Annotated in this window: 25 protein-coding genes and 1 pseudogene; 2 read left to right on the top strand and 24 right to left on the bottom strand. The window is 73.0% G+C overall.

All coding sequences use genetic code 11. The features are described 5' to 3' along the window. The 22 genes and pseudogenes from ACTWPP_RS43895 to ACTWPP_RS43790 form a co-directional block, all read right to left on the bottom strand. Positions 1-279: pseudogene (locus tag ACTWPP_RS43895) on the bottom strand (hypothetical protein); the annotation flags it as partial. A gap of 367 nt (positions 280-646) precedes the next feature. Then, positions 647-964, bottom strand: coding sequence for a hypothetical protein (locus ACTWPP_RS43890; RefSeq protein ID WP_443110419.1), 318 nt, complete (start codon positions 962-964; stop codon positions 647-649). A gap of 167 nt (positions 965-1,131) precedes the next feature. Next, positions 1,132-1,431: a hypothetical protein gene (locus tag ACTWPP_RS43885; protein ID WP_443110418.1), complete on the bottom strand. Its 300-nt coding sequence runs from the start codon at positions 1,429-1,431 to the stop codon at positions 1,132-1,134. Beyond that, complete coding sequence (locus tag ACTWPP_RS43880; protein WP_443110417.1) at positions 1,428-2,210, bottom strand: hypothetical protein; 783 nt, start codon at positions 2,208-2,210, stop codon at positions 1,428-1,430. The genes ACTWPP_RS43885 and ACTWPP_RS43880 overlap by 4 nt, the downstream gene beginning before the upstream one ends. Before the next feature lie 20 nt (positions 2,211-2,230). Further along, the gene (locus ACTWPP_RS43875) at positions 2,231-2,614 is read right to left on the bottom strand and encodes an RRQRL motif-containing zinc-binding protein (RefSeq protein ID WP_443110416.1); all 384 of its coding nucleotides are present in this window, start codon (positions 2,612-2,614) and stop codon (positions 2,231-2,233) included. Positions 2,615-2,625: 11 nt separating this feature from the next. Continuing rightward, a complete protein-coding gene (locus tag ACTWPP_RS43870) occupies positions 2,626-2,865 on the bottom strand; it encodes a hypothetical protein (RefSeq protein ID WP_443110415.1) in 240 nt (79 codons plus the stop codon). Further along, on the bottom strand, positions 2,862-3,464 hold the full coding sequence (locus ACTWPP_RS43865; protein ID WP_443110414.1) for an NUDIX domain-containing protein: 603 nt from the start codon (positions 3,462-3,464) through the stop codon (positions 2,862-2,864). The genes ACTWPP_RS43870 and ACTWPP_RS43865 overlap by 4 nt, the downstream gene beginning before the upstream one ends. 82 nt (positions 3,465-3,546) lie before the next feature. Next, entirely contained in the window at positions 3,547-5,055 is a 1,509-nt protein-coding gene (locus ACTWPP_RS43860) for a hypothetical protein (protein WP_443110413.1), read from the bottom strand. Then, the gene (locus ACTWPP_RS43855; RefSeq protein ID WP_443110412.1) at positions 5,055-6,059 is read right to left on the bottom strand and encodes a hypothetical protein; all 1,005 of its coding nucleotides are present in this window, start codon (positions 6,057-6,059) and stop codon (positions 5,055-5,057) included. Before ACTWPP_RS43855 ends, ACTWPP_RS43860 begins: the two co-directional genes overlap by 1 nt. Before the next feature lie 25 nt (positions 6,060-6,084). Then, the gene (locus ACTWPP_RS43850; RefSeq protein ID WP_443110411.1) at positions 6,085-6,525 is read right to left on the bottom strand and encodes a hypothetical protein; all 441 of its coding nucleotides are present in this window, start codon (positions 6,523-6,525) and stop codon (positions 6,085-6,087) included. 11 nt (positions 6,526-6,536) lie between these two features. Beyond that, positions 6,537-8,573: a hypothetical protein gene (locus ACTWPP_RS43845; protein WP_443110410.1), complete on the bottom strand. Its 2,037-nt coding sequence runs from the start codon at positions 8,571-8,573 to the stop codon at positions 6,537-6,539. A 127-nt stretch (positions 8,574-8,700) separates the two neighbouring features. Then, entirely contained in the window at positions 8,701-9,024 is a 324-nt protein-coding gene (locus tag ACTWPP_RS43840) for a hypothetical protein (RefSeq protein WP_443110409.1), read from the bottom strand. Then, complete coding sequence (locus ACTWPP_RS43835) at positions 9,021-9,545, bottom strand: hypothetical protein (protein ID WP_443110408.1); 525 nt, start codon at positions 9,543-9,545, stop codon at positions 9,021-9,023. The genes ACTWPP_RS43840 and ACTWPP_RS43835 overlap by 4 nt, the downstream gene beginning before the upstream one ends. 118 nt (positions 9,546-9,663) lie before the next feature. Beyond that, positions 9,664-10,407 carry a hypothetical protein gene (locus tag ACTWPP_RS43830; protein WP_443110407.1) on the bottom strand — a complete coding sequence of 248 codons (744 nt, stop codon included), beginning with the start codon at positions 10,405-10,407 and terminating at the stop codon, positions 9,664-9,666. Between the two features lie 38 nt (positions 10,408-10,445). Next, positions 10,446-10,673 (bottom strand): hypothetical protein, encoded by a 228-nt coding sequence (locus ACTWPP_RS43825; protein ID WP_443110406.1) that lies wholly within the window; start codon positions 10,671-10,673, stop codon positions 10,446-10,448. Further along, positions 10,663-11,121: an ATP-binding protein gene (locus ACTWPP_RS43820; RefSeq protein WP_443110405.1), complete on the bottom strand. Its 459-nt coding sequence runs from the start codon at positions 11,119-11,121 to the stop codon at positions 10,663-10,665. Before ACTWPP_RS43820 ends, ACTWPP_RS43825 begins: the two co-directional genes overlap by 11 nt. After that, positions 11,118-11,603 (bottom strand): transcriptional regulator, encoded by a 486-nt coding sequence (locus tag ACTWPP_RS43815; RefSeq protein ID WP_443110404.1) that lies wholly within the window; start codon positions 11,601-11,603, stop codon positions 11,118-11,120. Before ACTWPP_RS43815 ends, ACTWPP_RS43820 begins: the two co-directional genes overlap by 4 nt. Beyond that, positions 11,590-12,063, bottom strand: coding sequence for a hypothetical protein (locus ACTWPP_RS43810; protein ID WP_443110403.1), 474 nt, complete (start codon positions 12,061-12,063; stop codon positions 11,590-11,592). Before ACTWPP_RS43810 ends, ACTWPP_RS43815 begins: the two co-directional genes overlap by 14 nt. Then, positions 12,060-12,338 (bottom strand): hypothetical protein, encoded by a 279-nt coding sequence (locus ACTWPP_RS43805; protein ID WP_443110402.1) that lies wholly within the window; start codon positions 12,336-12,338, stop codon positions 12,060-12,062. Before ACTWPP_RS43805 ends, ACTWPP_RS43810 begins: the two co-directional genes overlap by 4 nt. Next, on the bottom strand, positions 12,338-13,798 hold the full coding sequence (locus tag ACTWPP_RS43800) for a hypothetical protein (protein WP_443110401.1): 1,461 nt from the start codon (positions 13,796-13,798) through the stop codon (positions 12,338-12,340). The genes ACTWPP_RS43805 and ACTWPP_RS43800 overlap by 1 nt, the downstream gene beginning before the upstream one ends. 2 nt (positions 13,799-13,800) lie before the next feature. Beyond that, positions 13,801-13,944, bottom strand: a complete 144-nt coding sequence (locus ACTWPP_RS43795) for a hypothetical protein (protein WP_443110400.1) — start codon at positions 13,942-13,944, stop codon at positions 13,801-13,803. Further along, on the bottom strand, positions 13,941-14,141 hold the full coding sequence (locus tag ACTWPP_RS43790) for a BldC family transcriptional regulator (protein ID WP_443110420.1): 201 nt from the start codon (positions 14,139-14,141) through the stop codon (positions 13,941-13,943). Before ACTWPP_RS43790 ends, ACTWPP_RS43795 begins: the two co-directional genes overlap by 4 nt. Positions 14,142-14,406: 265 nt before the next feature. Between ACTWPP_RS43790 and ACTWPP_RS43785 the strand changes: the two genes are divergently transcribed. Together ACTWPP_RS43785 and ACTWPP_RS43780 are read left to right on the top strand one after the other, a co-directional pair. Further along, positions 14,407-15,171 carry a GntR family transcriptional regulator gene (locus tag ACTWPP_RS43785; protein ID WP_443110399.1) on the top strand — a complete coding sequence of 255 codons (765 nt, stop codon included), beginning with the start codon at positions 14,407-14,409 and terminating at the stop codon, positions 15,169-15,171. A 99-nt stretch (positions 15,172-15,270) separates the two neighbouring features. Then, complete coding sequence (locus ACTWPP_RS43780) at positions 15,271-15,966, top strand: M50 family metallopeptidase (RefSeq protein WP_443110398.1); 696 nt, start codon at positions 15,271-15,273, stop codon at positions 15,964-15,966. Positions 15,967-15,999: 33 nt separating this feature from the next. Here ACTWPP_RS43780 and ACTWPP_RS43775 read toward each other — a convergent pair whose 3' ends face one another. Together ACTWPP_RS43775 and ACTWPP_RS43770 are read right to left on the bottom strand one after the other, a co-directional pair. After that, positions 16,000-16,704 carry a hypothetical protein gene (locus tag ACTWPP_RS43775; RefSeq protein WP_443110397.1) on the bottom strand — a complete coding sequence of 235 codons (705 nt, stop codon included), beginning with the start codon at positions 16,702-16,704 and terminating at the stop codon, positions 16,000-16,002. 68 nt (positions 16,705-16,772) lie between these two features. Continuing rightward, the gene (locus tag ACTWPP_RS43770; protein WP_443110396.1) at positions 16,773-17,519 is read right to left on the bottom strand and encodes a ParA family protein; all 747 of its coding nucleotides are present in this window, start codon (positions 17,517-17,519) and stop codon (positions 16,773-16,775) included. Positions 17,520-17,741: the final 222 nt, after the last annotated feature.

The raw sequence follows: 17,741 nt of genomic DNA, 5'->3' as shown, positions 1-17,741 counted from the left end.
GGGCAGGTCGGCGGGCAGCCTGTCCGGCACGCACATCTGGTAGGCCACGCCCCGGCCGGGGCAGGCCGCGTGCACCTGACGCAGCAGCCCGGCCTCCTTCAGCCTCCCCAGGTCGGTGTAGGCGCTGCGTCGGCCGATGCCGTACCGGCCCTTGTAACCCGGGATCAGCGAATCCTCGACCTCGTCCAGGCGGCCGCGCCCGGACGCGTGGTGCGTGGCGTGCTTGGCCATCCGCCGCGCGAACGGCGACACCTCACCGCGCGCGTGCAGCAGCTCCACCAGCCGCCACCACAACGCCGGCGGCAGCGACGGCTGCGCATCGGCGTCCCCGTAGGACGCCGTACGCCTCGGCTCCTTGTTCGGGCAGCCGCGGCGAGACCGCTTCCGGAGGGAATCTCCAGGCTGAAATCGGGGCGCGTGGCCGTTGTCACGGGAGATGTCACGGGAAGGGGGCGGGTAATGCTGTGTCCCAGCTCGGGGCTGGGTTACCGTAGAGGGCACTAGAAGGCCCCAGAAGCGGACAAGGCGGATGGGTCCTCTCTGGAATGCCGAGCCCGTTGGTTGGAAGCCGTGTGGGGCTCGGCGCTTGTGAACGGCCCTGGAATCCCGCGGCTACGGGATGCCGGGGCCGTCCTGCTATCAGTGGTCAGCCGGTCAAGGGGAGCTGTTCCTCCTCCGGTGGGAAGACCTCGGTCAATTCGCGGCGGATCCGCGCGGCAACGTCCGCCGGCTGCCGGGCCGTCACCTCGCGCCACTGATCGCTCGGGTAGAGCCGCACGAGTTGCGGCGTGGCGCGCAACGACTCGGGTGGGATGTCGAATCCCTCGGCCAGCAGGACGCTGTAGCCGAGGAAGTCCCCGAGCGGAACGTCCAGGTCTTTGGCGCGCTGACGGAGATGCTGTTCGGCGAACGTCGGCATCCTGGCCGTGATCGCGAACCGCTCGCCCTTGGTGATCGCTGGCATGGGCCCCTTCTACTCCTTGATGCAGCATCACGGCACGGCGACGCGCCGGGAGAGCATCAATTGTTGTGACGCAAGGCATGAGCGTCTCCTTTGAGGCTGGTGTGACTTGGCGGGCCGAAAGGGGGCCCGGTCCGCCACGGAGACAGCGGGCCGGGCCCTGTCAGGGGTCAGATCAGGCCGGTGTAGGCGCCCTGGCGGCCGTCCAGGGCGGCCAGCAGGATGCGTCCGGCGGCGGCGATCTGGATGTCACGCGAGGCGATCCATTCGGTGGCCAACTCGCGGACGCGGGCGGTCTGCATGCCCAGCGACACGGCGGCCGCGTCGGTGTCGCGGACGCTGCGGATGAGCGCCAGGACGTCGCGCGCGCTGGCGGTCGGCTCATCGGGGTGGACGGCCTCGGCGCGCAGTTCGAGGTCGCGGATCTTCGCTGGCGCCAGCGGCGCCGGGAGGGTTGCCGGGCCGCTCATCGCAGCGCCTCCTGGGGTGCGTCGTCCTGGTCATCTGCCTGGACCGGGCCGAACAGGACGTGGTGGGCGCGCTGGAACCGGCCGACGTCGCCGTGGGGGCTGGTCTCGATCACGTACGTCAGCGCGTCGGCGACGTCCAGCATCGCCGCAGCCCACTCGCGGCCGCCGTCCTGATCACCGTCCGCACTGGTCTCGGCCAGGCCGCCCGAGTCGGCGGCCGGGTCGGTGGCCGTGGGCTGGTCGCGCCAGCCGCGGCTGCAGATGACCCGGGCCTTGGCCCGGACGGCGGCGGTCAGGTCGATGGCCAGGACGTGCGCGGCGCGTTCGACGGTGAGGATCAGGCCGTACAGGGCGGCGTCCAGCGCGAAGCGGTGCTCGGGTTCGAGGTAGACGTCGGCGACCCAGCCGGCGGCCGCCGCGACGTCCATCACGCAGTGGTGGACGTCCTGGCCGGTGCGGTGCGGGATCGCGGGGCTGGTGTCGGTGGGCTCGATCCGGAGGTCCAGCACGTAGGCGGTGACGTGGGCGGTGATGGCCACGTCGGCGAGCTCGTCTCGGACGTGGTCCCAGCCGCCGGTGCGGCGGGCCATCCCGGCGGCGCGGCGGTAGGCGCCGACGAACTCACCGGCCTCTTCAGCCAGCGCCAGCAGCTGCCGCTGCTGCTCGGTCTCGCGGGGGAAGTGCTCGCGCAGCCGGGCGGCGATGAACGCGCCGAGGCCGGGCAGGTCGGTGAGGTCTTCGGGGGGCCTGGCGGCCGCCGAGTCGGTGTTGGTCGTCATCTGGTTCTCCTTCGTGGAAGTCAGTGCAGGGCGGCCAGTTCGGCCGGGTCGGCGCAGTCCAGGCACACGCCGAGGCGGGAGGGCAGGACGTAACCGCGGTCGGTGCGGCAGCGGGGGCAGTGGCGGCGGGCGGCCAGCGCCCGGGCCAGCGCCTGCAGCTGCGCGGCGGACGGGGTGCGGCGCGGCTTGGCGAGGCGCACGTCGTACAGCAGCGCCTCGCGGACCCATCCGGCGTGGGCGGCCTTGCGGGACCGCCACCGGACCTGCCCGGCCGGGGCCTGCCCGCCGGGACGCAGGCCCTGCAGGCGGAGCTGGCCGCGGGTCAGCAGGTGGGCGGGGGCGGCGCCCCACGGCCACGTCGGCAGCCCGTGGCGGGCGCCGGACGGGTCGTGGAACGCCACCACGGCGGGGCTCCTCATCCCGCGCCGCCCGGTGCCACCGGGCCAGGTTTCGTCGCACCATCGGCGTCGGCGGCCGCGGCGACGTTTCCCCGGCGGGTGTGGGCGGCGTCCAGGCCGTCGCCGATCTCGTGCGCCAGGTCCAGGTACACCTGGCGGTCGCCGGGGTCGGTGGGGCACGGCACCATGCCGGCGGCGATCAGGAGCGCCTCCACCAGGCGGGGCGCGGTGGGGGTGGGCATCCGCACGTCGATCACGACGTCCCCCCGGTGGTGTCGATCGCCGGGTTGGACGGGCGGGTCGCCAGGGTGTCCTCGATGGCGTCCAGGTCCTGGCGGCCGACCGGCAGGGCATCGGGGTCGGCCTTGTGCAACCACAGCACCCACACCGGCTCGATCCCCGGTGCCTCGGCCCACTCGGCGGGCGGCACCTGGCCGCGGGCGTAGTCGAGGGTGCGGACGGCGAGCGTGCGCAGCTCGCCGGGCCCGGCCCACCGCATGTTGCGGTAGGAGTCCGGATCGACCTGCAGCTCCCCGGCCGCGCGGGCGCGGTAGAGGTACCAGGTGTGGCCGGGCCCGTCCGGGCCGTCGCCGCGGCGGCACCGGTTGGCCCGCCAGCCGCTGGTGAGGTAGGTCAGCCGCGTGACGGTCAGGCCGACCTCCTCGGCCACTTCGGCGGCCGCGGCCGAACGGGGACCGCTGTGCGCGTCGTAGACGTGCCCGGCGATCGGGGCGGCGCCGGCGCCGTCGGCGCGGTCGCCGATCAGGATCCGGCCGTAGTCGTCGACGACGATGACGCCGACGCTGTGGCCGTCACACCGCCGCCCCTTGGCGGCGGGTGATGTCATGCTGGACATTCGGTTCCTTCCTTGGTTGGGCCGAGGGGCCCCGGCGGGTGTTTGCTGACGTGCGCCGGGGCCCGTTTCCGTGCCGGGCCGGTCAGCCCGGCACGGCGTCTTCGCTGGGGTCTTCGCTGGGGTCTTCTGTGGCGCCGGGGGCGGCGTAGAGGCCGTGTCCGGCGCGGACGACGTCGCCGTCGTCGGCGAGGCTGGTCAGGGCGTTGCGGACGCTGCCGAGCTTGACGGGCTTACCTCCGTCGGCCAGGACGGCGTCCAGGACCTCATCGGCGCTCAGCGGGCCCTCGGCGGCCTGCAGGACGTCGGTGATGCGGTCCTCCAGCAGCCGGGCGCGGGGCCCGGGGGCGGGCGCACCGGTGCCGTAGGCGGCCTGGGGAGCGCGGCCGCCGCCGGGGGTGTACGCGGTCTGTTCGTCGGCGACGGCGGCGCACATCGCGGCCATCGCGTCCCGGTCGTAGCGGTAGGCGTAGGCGTCGCCGGCGGCGTCCCAGGACGCCTCCTCCAGACGGGCGGGGTCGTCGTCGCCGTACAGCGCGAGGATCTCGGGGTCCATGCCTTCCAGTGGCTCGATGGAGCCGACGCGCCAGTGCCGCATCATCGCGGTGGGGTGCGGGCCGGACAGGATGTAGGCGGTGCCCTGGGTGCCCTCGGCGTCGTCTTCGTCGTCGCCGTCGACGTCGTCGAACTGGGAGACCAGGCGGGCCGGGCGGAGCGTCTTGGGGATCGGCATGAGCTGCACTCCGGCGGGCAGCAGCCCGTCGGCCACCAGTTGCCGCATCATGGACGACGACCACCTGAGCAGGGTGACTTCGCCTTCCTTGAGCATCGCGCGCAGCGTGTCGGAGCCGCCGAGTTCTTCGAGGTGGGAGGCTTGCGCGGACAGGCCGACGCCGACGCCGACGGACCGGCCGGTGCGGCCGAGCTCGCGGATCAGGAACGTGGCCTCTTCCCGGTACGGGGAGCCCTTCTCCAGCAGCCGGTTGGCCTCTTCGATCCGGATGTGCAGCAGCGGGTCCGGGCGGCCCAGGACGAACGCGGTGCGTCCCATCGCGCTGTAGCGGGCCATCCGTTCGTTGGTGACCCCCGCACCCGACCGCAGCGCCAGCATCGCCTCTTCGGGGGTGGTGCCGAACCAGTCGACGTTGTCCTCGGCCTCGGGGACGGACTGGCCGTGTTTGAGGTCGGCCAGCCACGACACGATGCCGTTGATCTTCTCGGCGGCCAGTTCCATCTGCAGCGTGCGGGACTTGCCGGCGCCGGTCGTGCCGAACAGCAGGAACCGCTGCGCGGACCCGGAAGCGGGGTCGAACAGCCTCCTTCGGGCGGGCCGGCCGTTGTGGTAGCGGCCCACGGCGATGCGGCCGTGCCGGTCCATCACCAGGTCCTCGCGGGTGACGGCGCGGACCTCGGCGAGCGGGTTGGAGGGGTAGACGGTGACGATCGCGCGGCGGCCGCCGTCGGTCTCGACCGCGATCCGGGACGGGTCGGTGATGTCCAGCGCGGAACACAGCTTGGGCAGGTCGTAGGTGATGATCTGCCCTTGCGGGGCCTCCAGCATCAGCTCCACGACCTCGTCAGTGGCGGGCAGCATCACACACCCTCCTCATCCGGCTCCGGCCCCTGGTCTGGCCCCTGGTCTGGCTCCTGGTCGGGCTCTTGGTCGGGCGCTTTGTCCAGGCGGACCGCGCCGGGCTTGCCGACGCGGATGCCGGTCAGCACGGCGCCGGGCATCGCCAGCGGCGCGATCTTCTCGGCCCACACCGTGACCGGGTCGACGTCGCGGCGGTCGGGCGTGCCGACGGTCAGGCGCCGAACGCCCGCGCCGCGGCCGGGGACCGCGGTGATGCTGATCTGGTCTTCGGGGGTGTCCAGCAGCGCCGATAGGCGGCGGATGGAGATCTCCGGGACCGGGTCGCCGGGCGTGGTCGCGGCGATGATCGCGGTCATCGCCGTGTCGCCGGACAGTTCGATGGCCTCCAGGGCGGTGCCGGCGGCGGGGCCGCCGTCGGCGGCGACGCGCTCGGCCCACCACCGCGCGGCCGGATGCGCGTGGGCCACGTGGTCGACCTGGACCACCGTGGCGGGCGGGGGCGGCGGCGAGGCCATCCGGCGGGCGACGCGCGCAGGACGCAGCAGCCAGGTTCCGGCCGCCCACACCGTCAGCGCCAGGACCTGCATCGGCACGGTGCCGCCCCACGCGGCGCCGGCGGCGATCCGCTCGGCGATCAGCAGCACGGCCAGGCTCACCCCGGGCGCCGCGTACAGCACGGTCGCGGTGGCCTTCTGGTGACCGGCGTGCGGCATCTGCAACCGCAGGATCCCGACCCCGGCGAGGGTGGTCGCCGCGGTCGCCGCCAGCGCGACCGGCAGCATGGCGGGCGCGGCCACCACGGCCGCGGCCGCGCCCGTCCCGGCCACCGTCGCCACCCGGCCGGTGTGGCTGCGCACGCCGTCCACCCGGCGGCGCATCCGTCCCCAGGCGTCGGCCACCTGCGGTGACGCCTGAACCGTCACCGACGCCGGACCCGCCGCCGGCCCTTTGGTCGGCCCCGTGGTCGCCGCGGCGGCGGGCGGCGGGGTTGTCCGGGTGTTCATCACGATCTCCCTCCAAGAACGCAGGTCAGCGGTTGCTGTAGAACTCGGCCTCGGCCATCGGCACGGTCATGTTGTTGGCGGCGTCGGCGACGGTGCCGTAGTCGGCGCGGTGCGCGTCGGCGGTGTGGCCGAACAGCGTCGACAGGTCCTCCAGCGAGGCGGCCATGTCCTCGGCGTCGGACAGCACCGACCGCATGACGGCGGCGGCGTCGTGGTGCTCGGCGACGGTGTCGGCGTCCACCGCCAGGCCGGCCATCTGATCGGCGAGCCGGTCGACGCCGCGGGCGCACCGCTCCACGTAGCGGTAGGTGGAGCGGACCGATTCGCTCAGCCACGCCAGCCGCGCCCCGGCGATCGCCAGCTGGCCGATGACGATCGTGTACGTCACCGCGTCCGACAGCACGTTCCCGGCCTTCTCCAGCGCCCCGCCGGTGCTCTCGGGGGTCTTCTCCACGTTGTCTGCCATGAGGCCCTCCCTCAGTCGTTGTGGTAGTCGCGCTCGGCCGGGCGGGTGTGGCCCGCGTCGGCGACGGCGTCGGCCAGCGGCCGGTGCCTGGACTCGGCGTTGGTGCCCGCGGTGCTGATCGCCTCCGATGCGGCCGGGAGCTGCGCGGCGATCGCCTCCGCCTTGGCCTTGACGGTCCCGGTCTTCTCCATCAGCCCCACCACCAGGCCCTCCAGCGAGCCTGGGACGCGCAGCTCCACGACCTTGGCGTGCAGCGCCTCCAGCCGCGTGAACAGCCGGTCGCAGCCCTCCGCGGTCGCTTGTGCCTCGGAGACGCCCTCGGTGATCTGGGTGGCCATGTCGGTGTCGGCCTCGATCACGTCGAAGACCGTCAGGTCCGCGTCCCGGTACTGCGTGTTGGGCCTCGGCCCGGTCATCGGTGTGCTCACGCTTTCTCCTGCCTGTGTCGATCGGGGTTGTGTCGATCCGGCGGCGCCCGCTCCCAGCTCGGGCCGCGGCGCCTTCACCGCGCGCGGTGCGGAGGGAGCGCCGGGCTGGCCCTGGCCGGGCCTGGCCGAGTCGGGCCGAGGCCGAGGCGGGGGGGAGTCCGTCCAGGTCGCTTCGGGGCCGGCGGACGCCCACCAGCGCGGCGGCCCGGCGGCCGACGGCGGTGGCCGCATCTGCTCCCACCCCGGCGGTGGCGGCGGAGGAGGAGGCGGCGGGGCCGTCCCGCGGCCCTTCCTGGCCCCACCCGAGCCGGATGCCGGTCCTGGCGTCGGCCCGCCGCCCGGCCTGGACCCGCCCGGCTTACGCGCGTCCGACTTGGGCGCGTCCGACTTGGGCGCGTCCGACTTGGGCGCGTCCGACTTGGGCTTGGCACTCCCGGCCGCCGAGCCGCCCCTACCGCCGGTCTTGGCCTTCTCACCAGCGCCCGCATTCGGCCCGCCGGTGCTCTTGGCCCCACGGGTGTCCTTGGATCCGGTACCGCCAGCACCCTTGCCGGCGGCCTGACCGCCGCTCTTGCCGTGGGCGTCCCTGCCGCCGGCCTTGGCCTTCTCGCCCGCCTTGGAACCACCGGCGTCCTTCGAGCGGCGGAACCACCGGAACCCGGAGCCGTCAGCGTGCTTGGCGCCATCCTTGGCCGCGCCCTTCGCGCCGCTGCCCTTGGTGCCGCCCGCGCCCTTGGACCCCGCACCGGCGCCCTTGGAACCGCTGCCGCCCTTCGTGCCGCCGGTTCCCTTGGAACCGGCGCCCTTGAAGCCGCCGGTGCCGCTGGCGCCCTTCCCCGCGGTGCCCTTCCCGGCGGTGCCCTTGCCGGTGGCGGTCTTGCCGCCTCCCAGGGGCGAGCCGCCCTTCGTCGCGCCGGTGCCCTTGGTTCCGGAGGTCTTGGACCCGGTGCCGCTCCTGCCGCCGCCTCCCAGCAACGAGCCGCCCTTGGAACCGCCGGTGCCGCCGCTGCCCTTGGAACCGCCCGTGCCCTTGGACCCGCCGGTGCCGCGGCCGCTGCCGCTCTTGCCGCCGCCTCCCAGCAGGGAGCCGCCGCCCTTGGAGCCGCCGCCGCTGGTTCCGGTGCTCTTGGTGGTCTTGCTGGTCTGGGACGTGCCGCCCTGCTTGGCGGCCTCTTTGTCGGCCCGGGTGCGGGCGGCGTCGGCCTGCGCCTGGCGGTGCCGGGCGCGGTGCCACATCCCCTGCGCGGCCGCCACTCCCAGCGCGGTCGCCAGGGCCATCCCGGTGGCCAACGAGTCGCGCGCCCCGGGCTGATCGGGGTTCTCCGGCGCGGGCCCGACGTAGGCGCCCTCGGAGCCGTCCTCGCCCTCGGGGACGTCGAACGTCGGCATCATCGTCATGTGCAGCGGCGGGGCCATCTCGGGCCCGGCGGGCATCTGCGGAGCGCCGCCCCCGCCGCCCCCGCCGCCCTGGCCGCCCTCGCCGGTGCGGTTGTCGCCGGCGGGGTCGGCCGGGGGCTCTGGCCGGTCTCCGCCTGGTCCTTCCTCCGGCGGGGTCGGCGGCGGAACGGGACGGGGGAAGGGGACGACGTCACCGCCCCGCTCGTTGTCGTGGGTGCTCACGGGTTCCTCCCCGCTCGGGTTGACAGACAGTGACCGGCTCGGCGACACTCGCGCGACGCGCGTACGCGCGTCGCGTGTTGGGCGCCCGCTGGAGGGCACGGCGCCCGCGACATGAACATGAACGTGGTCACGGTGCGTGACCTGCTTCCTGGTGCTTGGCCTCGACTTGCTCGGCCCACTTGTGCAGCAGTTCGGCCAGCTCGTACATCGCCATCGGCGCGACGCCGGCGCGCTGCGCGCGGGTGGCCGCGGCCCGCGCCCGGTCGAACGACACGCGGGCCAGCTCGCCGGGATCGTCGGCGCACGCCTGGTAGCGCTGCTGCCAGAACGCGCGCAGGTTCTCCCGCCGCCGCTGCTCAGGCGTCATCGATGCCCGCCGCGACGCGGTAGCCGACGCGGCGGCCTGGGACCTGGCGGCTTGCGCCGTGGTCGGCTCAGGGGTGCTGGTCACGCCGACCGCCCCTCCCGGACCATGTCCATGAAGCCGCCGCCGCCCTGGGCCTGAGACTGGGCCTGAGACTGGGCCTGGGTCTGGGGCTGCGCGGGCGCCGGCGCGGCGGCGCCGGTGGCGGCCGAGCGGGTCCGGTCACCGAAGCGACCCGACCCCGGGCCGGGGCCGGGGTCCAGCTCAGGCGCCTTGCCCTTGGCCTGCCGGGCGGTCTGCCGGGCGGTGGGGATCTCGTGGCGGCCCTTGCGGTAGCGGGCCTCCAGCTTGAACGTCAGCGCGGCGGCGGCCTCCAGGTGCTCCTGGATCTCCGCAAGGGGACCCTTGACCCACCGCGCCCGCCACCACGCCTCGAACGTGCTGTAGCCCTCGGGCGGGTTGGCGTCCCACATCGCCTCGGCGTCACGCCGGATCCGCGCGACGTAGTCGACGTGCGAGGCCAGCACCCGCCGCAACTGGGTGGAGAACGCCTCCACCATCTCGGGCCGGTCCAGCATCTCCCCGGACCACTGCGGGGCTCCCGTCATCGCAAATCTCCTTCGCTCGTCAAGACGGTTCGTTAAGGTGTTCGTGCAGGTCAGCCGCCCGTGTGGCGGCCGGTGGAACGCACCCGCCGGGGGGGGGCGGATGCGCTCGGACCGGCCGTCACCTGGCGCCGCTCCCACGCCGTGCGATCAGCCACAGGCCGCCGAAGAACACGGCCACGACGGCCAGCAGCGCGACCGCCAGCACGTCGCGGGTGCCGTCCTCCAGGCCGGGGACGGCCACGATCGCCGCCAGCGCGGCGAAGAACGCGCCGATCACGATCCGGGGCGCCGTGAACCACCAGGTGGGCGGCTCCGGGCGGCGCTGGCCGGCCGCGCGGCGGATCTCGATCTCGGCCAGGACCGCGAGGATCTCGGCGGCGGTGTCGCCGAGGTGCCCGGCGGTCAGGTCGCGCAGTCTGTGCAGGTAGGCCGCGCGCTGGCCGGGCTCGCAGGTGTGCGCCAGCCGCACCCAGATCATCAGCTCGGCGGCGTACTGGTCCTGTTGCAGCGCGACGGCGTCACCGATCCAGCGCTGCAGCGGCGGGCCGGCGCCGATCACGGCGCGTTCGGTCGCGGCGACCTGCCCCAGCAGCGCAGCGCTGCTGGTCAGCGAATCGGCCATCGGCTGGCCGTCGGCGTCGGCGTCCGGGCCCCACGCGGCGGTGTGCAGGTCGGCCAGCCGGCAGGTGACCTGCGCGGCGAAGTCCAGCAGCGCGGCGCGTTCGTCGTGGTCGGCGGCGGTGTACAGGTCATCGAACGTCTCGTTCAGCGAGTCGGACAGCTCGGCGTAGGCCCGCCGCGCCTCCGCCCGCTCCATCCGCGACCGCACCGCGGCCGGGATCATCGTCGGGATCGTGGTCATGGGGGCGACCTCCTCAAAGGTCCAGGTCAGGGGGAAGTTCAGTGGTCGTCGCGGCGCACAGCGGGCACGGCCCGCGCGCGCTGCAGTAGGTCGTCCGGTTCGGGGCGCCCTGCGAGCGCGGCGGGCGTATGGCGGCGGCAGCGCGGGCCGACCGTGTACGGGCGCACCTGCTGCGTGCTCCCGCACGTGCCGGTGTCCGGGCACCAGAACCCACACACCGGTGCCAGCAGCCGCGGCCGCGCTCGCAGGGCCTCATCAGCGCTCACCCCCGTCCGGGGCGTGCGCATCGTTGACCAGGCCGGACGCGGCCTGAGCGGGGTGGGGCAGATCGACCCACACCCGGCGGCCGCCGGACGGCGCCGCGGCGTGGCACAGCACGCCGAGCTGCGCGCAGATCCACAGCCCGCGGCCGGACTCGGCGCCGCCGAGCCGCACGTCCGGGGCCTGTTCGCCGCCCTGATCGACGACCTCGACGTGCGCCTGGCGGCCGGTGACCTCGATGACGACGCGGTACTTGCCGCCCGGCCGCCCGGAGGCGGTGTGCCGGGCGGCGTTGGTGGCCAGCTCGGACACGCAGGTCAGCGCGTCGCACACCGTGTCGTCGGGAAGCCCGGCCTCGGCCAGGGCCTGCCGGGTCCAGCGGCGCGCTTCGGCCACCGTGCGCAGGTCGTCGCCGGCGAACGCGGCCTCGAAGTGGCAGGGAGCCGAGGTCATGACCTCACCCCCAGGCTGGCCAGCAGCGCGGCCACCAGCAGCCAGCCGACGTGCCAGGACTGATCCAGCGCGTAGGCGCCGGTGCCCAGGTGAGGGGCGTCGTCGTGGCCGGGCCGCGGCTGGCCGAGCCGCGCGAACGCGGTCTTGCCGGGCAGCACGGTGCGGTCCAGCCACGCCACCAGCGCCAGCAGCGTGGTGCGCCGGTCAGCCCAGTAGTGGCTGACCGCGTCCACCGCCAGCCCGGCCGCCACCGCCCACGGGTTCAGCGGCAGCGCCAGCACGACCGTGACCAGCGCCAACGCCACGACCTTGGTCGCGGTGAGGGTGGCCACGTGCCGGGCACACAGCCACCGCCCGGCCCACCCGGGCGCGCCCTTGCCGCACGCCTGGACGTGCGTCTGGACCCAGTGGTCACCGACCTGGTGCGCGGCGTACAGCGTCACGAAGACCGCGGCGAACACCGCAGGATCAGCGCCGAACATCGTCCGCCCCCGTCCTGCGCAGCGGCGTCACCGTCGCCCCGGCGGCCACGGCGCCAGGCGCCGCGACGTCGGCGTCGTCCAGGCCCTCGCCGTCCGGGCAGGCCTCCACGGCCACGGCGACCTCGCCGGGCCGGTGAACGCGGTCGCTCAGCCGGTCGGCCAGGCGCCGCCACCACGGCCGCCGGGCGGCCGCCGCGGAGTCGGACACCACGGCGTCGGTCAGGTCGCGGACGTCGTCGGCCATCGCGCTGAGCTGGTCAGCGACGTCGCCGCCGGTCTGCGCGACCTGCGCGCGGACCGCCAGCAACGCGAAACCGATCCCCACCAGGGCGTGGTCGCCGGGCGACATGCCGTCGGGGTTGCTGGCCGCGTCGGTCAGCGCGCACTCGGCGCCGTGCGCCATGGCGTGCGCCAGGTCGTCCGACAGTGCGGCCTGCCAGTCGTAGGTCTCGTGCGTCACGACCCACCACCTCCGAACCGCCGGTCGGCGTCGGCGGTGCGGGCGAACGCCTCGGCCACCAGCCGCGAGGCCGGCACCCCGTCCGGCGGGAGCTGCCCGCGCTCCTCCAGGAATCCGGCCAGGTGCGTGAGCGGGGCCATCTCGCCGTCACGGTCGGCGGCCACCGCCGCCCGCACGTGCGCCAGCAGCTCGGCGTACTCCACCGACAGCAGCGCGAACTCGTTCCGCAGCGTCTCCGCCGAGTCGGTACGGGACGTGTGCAGCGTGGTCGCCATCACCGGCCACCCCCGTCCGCACCCGTCAGGGCCAGCTCGCCGGACGTCCGCACGGAAGACTCCGCACGCCCGTCCTGCGGACCATCCGCACGCGGGCCCTGCGGAACGCCGCCTTGCGGACCGCTGTGCGGGACCTCGTGCGGGTCCGCGTGCGGGGCACCGTCGTCCGCAGCGTCGTCCGCAGCGTCGTCCGCAGCGTCGTCCGCACTGCTGCGCAGCGCGGCGTTGCGGGCATCGCGAACCACGGCCTCACACCAGCGGCGCTTGCGGCCCGTGCGGGACTGCAGGGACGAGTAGTCCGGGGACCACTTGGCGCCCGCCTCACCAGCGGTGAGGATCTCGGCCGCCAGCTCGGCCACGATCGCGTCCCGGTCCACCGCATCGCCTTCCGCACCGGATGCCGTGCGGGATGCCGTGCGGGACGGCGTGCGGGACGGCGTGCGGACGGTCGTGCGGGTGCGGTCCTGGCCGCGTGCGGACTCTCGTGCGGACTGGAGTGCGGGACGGCGTGCGTGCGCGGATGCGGGCTCACGTAGCCGCTCCGCACGCTCCGCAGTGCGGGCCGGAACGGCCTGCCGTGCGGACTCGTCCGTGCGGGACTCGGCCGGGCTCTCGTGCGGACGGTCCTGCGGACGGGCCTCGGCCCGCACGGTCGCGGGCCGCTGCAGGTCCATCTCGGCCAGCCGCGGCACCGCCTTGTCGTTCTCGTGCCAGGGGTCGGCCGAGGCGATCGACCGGTCGATGACGCCGATCAGGTGCGCGGTGATCGCGGCGCCGACCGGGCCGAGCGCGTGCGCGAACATCGAGCCGATGACCGCCCACCCGGACACGTCCGCGTCGCCGGCGGGGATCGCCGCTACCAGGTTGAGCAGGATGCTCGTGGTCAGGCAGCCGACGCCGATCCGCTCGGCCTGGACCGCCAGCTTCCCGCCCGAGGCCGCCAGCCGGGCCCGGGCGATGATGATCCAGCACACCGCGCCGATCAGCAGCGCCTCCAGGCCCCACAGCGCCCACCACACAGGGCTGTCGGCCTGGACGTCCATGATCCGGGCCGCGCCCTGCTGGACGCCGGTCGTGGACCAGACGCCGAATCCGATCAGGACCGGTACCAGGACGCGCAGGTTCAGCCTGCGCAGCCACTCCAGACGCAGCGCCCGGGCCTCCCCGGACCGCGCCATCGCCGACCGGATCCGGGTGCGCTCACCGGACGCGCGAAACTCCCGGTACATCCGGGCCAGCTCCGCCTCGGCACGCACATCGGCTTCGCGCTCGGCACGCGCCAGCTCGGCCAGCCGAGAATCCTCGGCCACGTCCGCGCGGGCCCGGCCATGCCCAGCCTCGGCCCGCACCCGCTCCAACTCGTCAGAGCGGCGCGCGGCCTCCAAGTCACGCTGCCGCTGCAGTTCGGCGACCAGCTCATCCGGGGCGGTCTGTTCGTCCCGCTGCTTCTTGGAACTCACGCTCACCACCTCCGGCTACGGCGCCGGCTACGGGTCGTGGTCGCCGCCATCCAGCAGGCACTGACGAACGTGACCAGCAGGAAGACGCCGACAATGCCGTAGAAGATGAGCAGCGGCAGGGGCAGCGGCAGGTCTGCGTTGCTCATGCCTGCACCCCCTCAGCGCTGGCGCTCGCCAGGAGCGCCTGGACCGCCGACGCGCGATAGCGGCGCTGACCTCCAGGCGTCCGAACGAACTCCAGCCGGCCGCTGCGCGACCATTCGCCGACGGTGCGCGGCTCAACGCGGAAGAGCGTCGCCACCTCGGCAGGAGTGAGCAGGCGTTCCGTGACCGGATCCGCCATGATGGTGTTCACGGGTCGTTTCTCCTTCTGATTGGGGACGGGCGACCTGTGATGGCGGGCCTCGGCGTAGCAGCGCCGGGGCCCGTCCGCGTTCCCCGAAACCGGACACATCGTCGGTTGCATGTAGGCTGGAAACGAAGAACTTCGAACGTTTCGCATGTTAGTATATACCGGCGCCGCGGCGACGTCAAGCACGTTGAACATCGAACGTTCGACAGGCGTCTAAGCTGGGCAGCTACGCATGAAGGGGACAGGAGAGGGATAGGTGTCGATCAACAAGCCTCAGGCTGAGTTTCTGCAGGTTGCAGCCCTGCTGCGAGCCGCCATCGCCGATGGCGAGTTCCCTCCTGGCTCCCAACTGCCCTCCGAGCCAGAACTTGCTAACCGGTTCGGAGTGAAGCGTGCGACGATCAACCGCGCACTGTCAGTCCTCCGTTCTGAAGGACTAGTGCGCCCTGAGCGAGGAAGGGGGACAACCGTGAATGAGATCCCTGTTATCCGGCGCGACACAGCCGGGCGCCAGCGTCGCGAGACCAGAGAAGCCGGTCAGGCCCGCGGGGCATTCGAGGCTGAACTCCGAGAGAAGGGGCTGACCCCCAAGACGGTTGTCTCGGTCTCCGAGGTGCCCGCGCCCGATGAGGTCGCCAGCCTCCTTGAGGTGAATGCAGGTGACACCGTCTTGGCTCGCGGCCGCGTGATGTATGCCAACGACACGCCCGTCCAATTGGCGACGTCCTACCTCCCGCTGGACATCGCCGCCGGAACGGCACTCGCCGAGGAAGACACCGGGCCGGGTGGCGCATACTCCCGGCTCGCCGAACTCGGACATGCTCCGGCCGAGTTCAACGAGGTCGTGCGGTTCCGCGCTCCAAGCGAGAGCGAGATCCGCGACCTGGCCATGGACCCAGACCAGCGGGTGGCGTCCATCGTGCGCACCGCACGAACCGCTGAAGACCGCATCGTTGAGGTCAACGTGATCTCCCTTCCGGCACACCAGTGGGAACTGTCCTTCAACTGGTCAGCGGAATAGCGTCCGCGCTCGAAAGCCCCGGGGCATAGCTCCCGGGGCTTTCTCGTCCATCCCCCGTCGCCTGTTCGTGCGGCTCCCGGGCAGGGCACAACCACCGGCGTGGACGTGGTTCACGACGTTTGGGATCGGTCCCTGGCCAGCCAACCGGCGTCTCCGCTGTGGGTGGTTGTGGGGGCCGGTTTGGTGGCGGCGTTATTGGTGCTCGTACCAGGCGCGTGGCGAGTGACCGAGTATGTCGTCACACTCGCCCACGAGGCGGGCCATGGCTTTGTCGCGATGTTGGCCGGCCAGGAGATCAGTGCGGTCCACCTACGCTCCGACCGTTCCGGCCGGGTCGATTGGGCGGGGAAGACCACGGGGCCGGTCGCGATAGTGTCCCTGGCTGCCGGCTACATAGGCCCGACTCTGTTCGGGCTTGGAGCTGCCGCTCTGCTGGCCGCTCATCACGCGGTCGCCCTCCTGTGGGCGATCCTGATCCTTCTCTGCTGTCTCGTGGTGTACATCCGCACCTGGTTCGGGTTGCTGATCACCCTGGCCGCGACTGGGGTGGTGTTCTGCGTCTCGTGGCTACTGCCGGTCCAGGTCCAGGCGGCATTCGGCTACTTCGTGGCGTGGTTCCTCTTGCTTGCCGCGCCACGCGACGTATTCGAACTCTGGGGTCGTCTCCCACATCAGACACCAGACGTGGATCGACTCGCCCATTTGACTGCCTTGCCTCGCCAGCTGTGGGTTGGGGTGTTCTCAGTGATCACTGTTGGTGCGATCCCTGTCGGTGCCTACTGGATGCTGCGCTAAACCCCGGGGGCAGTCGCGGTCCCTGGGAGGGGCTCACGTGTCGTCGTCGGGGTCAGTGGCGCCCGCCTCGACTTCGTCCAGGAGCGCGCGCAGCTCGGCCACCACGGCGCGGGCTTCCTCGGGGCGGGCACGTGCGGCGGCGCGGAACGCGGGCCGGGTGACCGCGCGGCGCACGGTGGCGCGAAGCCTGTCGGCCTCAGCCGTCCACACCGCAGCCGGGTCGGAGGGGTCGACGTCGTCGTCCTGGTCCTGATTCTCGCCGGCGAGGTAGGCGCGGATCTCCTCGGCGGCGGTCGCCGGGTCGAACCGGTTCCGGAGTTGCTGTACAACGTCGGCGAGGACGGTGGCGGTCAGCGCCCCGTCCACCTCGGCAACAGTGCTGTACACGGTCACCGCAGCGTCCTGGCCGTGCTGGGAGGCGAACGGCAGCAGCGCGCGGATCTGGGCCTCGTTAAGCGTCGTGTCGCCAATTGGCGACAAGGCCTCGGCCAGCGGCCACGCCTGGATCAGGCGGTAGGCGTAGGAGCGGCCCATCTGCCAGCGGGTTTCGACGTAGTCCTCGAACGTGTCGTGGGTGGCGCGGTACAGGCGAGCGTCCCGGATCGTCTGGAGTGCCTTGCCGGCTGCCCAGAAGGCCAGCCGCAACCCGTTGATCGCGGTCTCGCATGCGGCGAGGTCCAGCCGTTCGGTGTCCACCAGGTTGGGGCTGTCGCTGAATGCCTCATACGGGACGGGCACGCTCTCAGGCGCGATGGTGAGCTGTTGAGCGAGGCGGGCTGTCTTCCCGACCTCGCGGCGGCGGCCCATCAGCGCCGCGCTTCCAGGCCGTCGACGGCGATCGCGAGCTTGTAGAAGTCCTCACGGGCGCGCAGCGCCGTGCCGCTGGACGCGTACTGCGTGACCACCAGGCCCTTCTCCGCCGCATTGGTGTGGATCTTGTATTTGCGGATCGGCTTCGGTGGCCGGGGGTACCCGTGCTCATCGATCCAGTTCTCGACCTTGACCAGGTCGTCCTCGCCGTCGCGCGGGTCCCACCGGTTGATCGCAACCAGGTACGGAATGCCGCGCGGACGCAGGACGCGCTCGATGGTGTACTCGGTCGGGTCGTAGGAGAGCCACTCGGGGTTGATCGGGACGATGGCCCGATCGGCGACGTCCAAGACGGCGCGCAACGCGTCGGCGGCCGCACCGTGGCCGAGGGGATCGCGGGAGCGTTCGGCCTCCGGGTCGACGTCCATGAAGCCGGGGCAGTCGACCACGATTCGCTTCACCAGCGGGTCGCTCTTGAGTTGGGGGATCAGGGTGTTGTCACCGCGGGTCGACAGGTAGTCGAACGGCAGGATGTCCTCGGCGACCGCGTCCGCCCACTTCTCCATGGAGCCTTGGGGGTCGATCCCGGCCGCGATGACCGGGGCGTCCTCGCCCTCGGCGTTCGGGCGAATGTTCTCGCCGATCACGGCGGCGAGGTTCACGGTGATGGTGGACTTGCCGACGCCGCCCTTCTGGCTCAGGACGACGTCGACGATCGCGCGCTCGGCGGTTGCAGGTGGCATGACGCCCCTCCGTTGCTTCCCGAATCTCGGTACTCGGATGTGGGTCGACACGATGCCAGAGAGACAGCACGACGTGCGGGAAGCCACGGCGGAGCCCCACCCTGGTGGTGGCGTCAGCACGCCAGAGACTCTGTCGCCAATTGGCGACACTTCGCCTCCCGACTCTCCTGGCGTGGAAGTCCAGGGGCTCGGTGTTTTGTCGCTCGGCGCCGAGCTGCCGGC

This window comes from Actinomadura sp. 3N407 (assembly GCF_052245875.1).
Lineage (GTDB): Bacteria > Actinomycetota > Actinomycetes > Streptosporangiales > Streptosporangiaceae > Spirillospora.
Note: the sequence above shows the minus strand (reverse complement) of the source record. Positions and strands in the feature narration are given on the sequence as shown.

Bases quoted from the DNA above. Each gene is read 5' to 3' on its own strand.
- ACTWPP_RS43890 (WP_443110419.1), bottom strand. From the start codon at position 964: ATGCCAGCGATCACCAAGGGCGAGCGGTTCGCGATCACGGCCAGGATG.
- ACTWPP_RS43885 (WP_443110418.1), bottom strand. From the start codon at position 1,431: ATGAGCGGCCCGGCAACCCTCCCGGCGCCGCTGGCGCCAGCGAAGATC.
- ACTWPP_RS43880 (WP_443110417.1), bottom strand. From the start codon at position 2,210: ATGACGACCAACACCGACTCGGCGGCCGCCAGGCCCCCCGAAGACCTC.
- ACTWPP_RS43865 (WP_443110414.1), bottom strand. From the start codon at position 3,464: ATGTCCAGCATGACATCACCCGCCGCCAAGGGGCGGCGGTGTGACGGC.
- ACTWPP_RS43860 (WP_443110413.1), bottom strand. From the start codon at position 5,055: ATGCTGCCCGCCACTGACGAGGTCGTGGAGCTGATGCTGGAGGCCCCG.
- ACTWPP_RS43855 (WP_443110412.1), bottom strand. From the start codon at position 6,059: ATGAACACCCGGACAACCCCGCCGCCCGCCGCCGCGGCGACCACGGGG.
- ACTWPP_RS43850 (WP_443110411.1), bottom strand. From the start codon at position 6,525: ATGGCAGACAACGTGGAGAAGACCCCCGAGAGCACCGGCGGGGCGCTG.
- ACTWPP_RS43835 (WP_443110408.1), bottom strand. From the start codon at position 9,545: ATGACGGGAGCCCCGCAGTGGTCCGGGGAGATGCTGGACCGGCCCGAG.
- ACTWPP_RS43830 (WP_443110407.1), bottom strand. From the start codon at position 10,407: ATGACCACGATCCCGACGATGATCCCGGCCGCGGTGCGGTCGCGGATG.
- ACTWPP_RS43820 (WP_443110405.1), bottom strand. From the start codon at position 11,121: ATGACCTCGGCTCCCTGCCACTTCGAGGCCGCGTTCGCCGGCGACGAC.
- ACTWPP_RS43815 (WP_443110404.1), bottom strand. From the start codon at position 11,603: ATGTTCGGCGCTGATCCTGCGGTGTTCGCCGCGGTCTTCGTGACGCTG.
- ACTWPP_RS43805 (WP_443110402.1), bottom strand. From the start codon at position 12,338: ATGGCGACCACGCTGCACACGTCCCGTACCGACTCGGCGGAGACGCTG.
- ACTWPP_RS43795 (WP_443110400.1), bottom strand. From the start codon at position 13,944: ATGAGCAACGCAGACCTGCCGCTGCCCCTGCCGCTGCTCATCTTCTAC.
- ACTWPP_RS43790 (WP_443110420.1), bottom strand. From the start codon at position 14,141: ATGGCGGATCCGGTCACGGAACGCCTGCTCACTCCTGCCGAGGTGGCG.
- ACTWPP_RS43770 (WP_443110396.1), bottom strand. From the start codon at position 17,519: ATGCCACCTGCAACCGCCGAGCGCGCGATCGTCGACGTCGTCCTGAGC.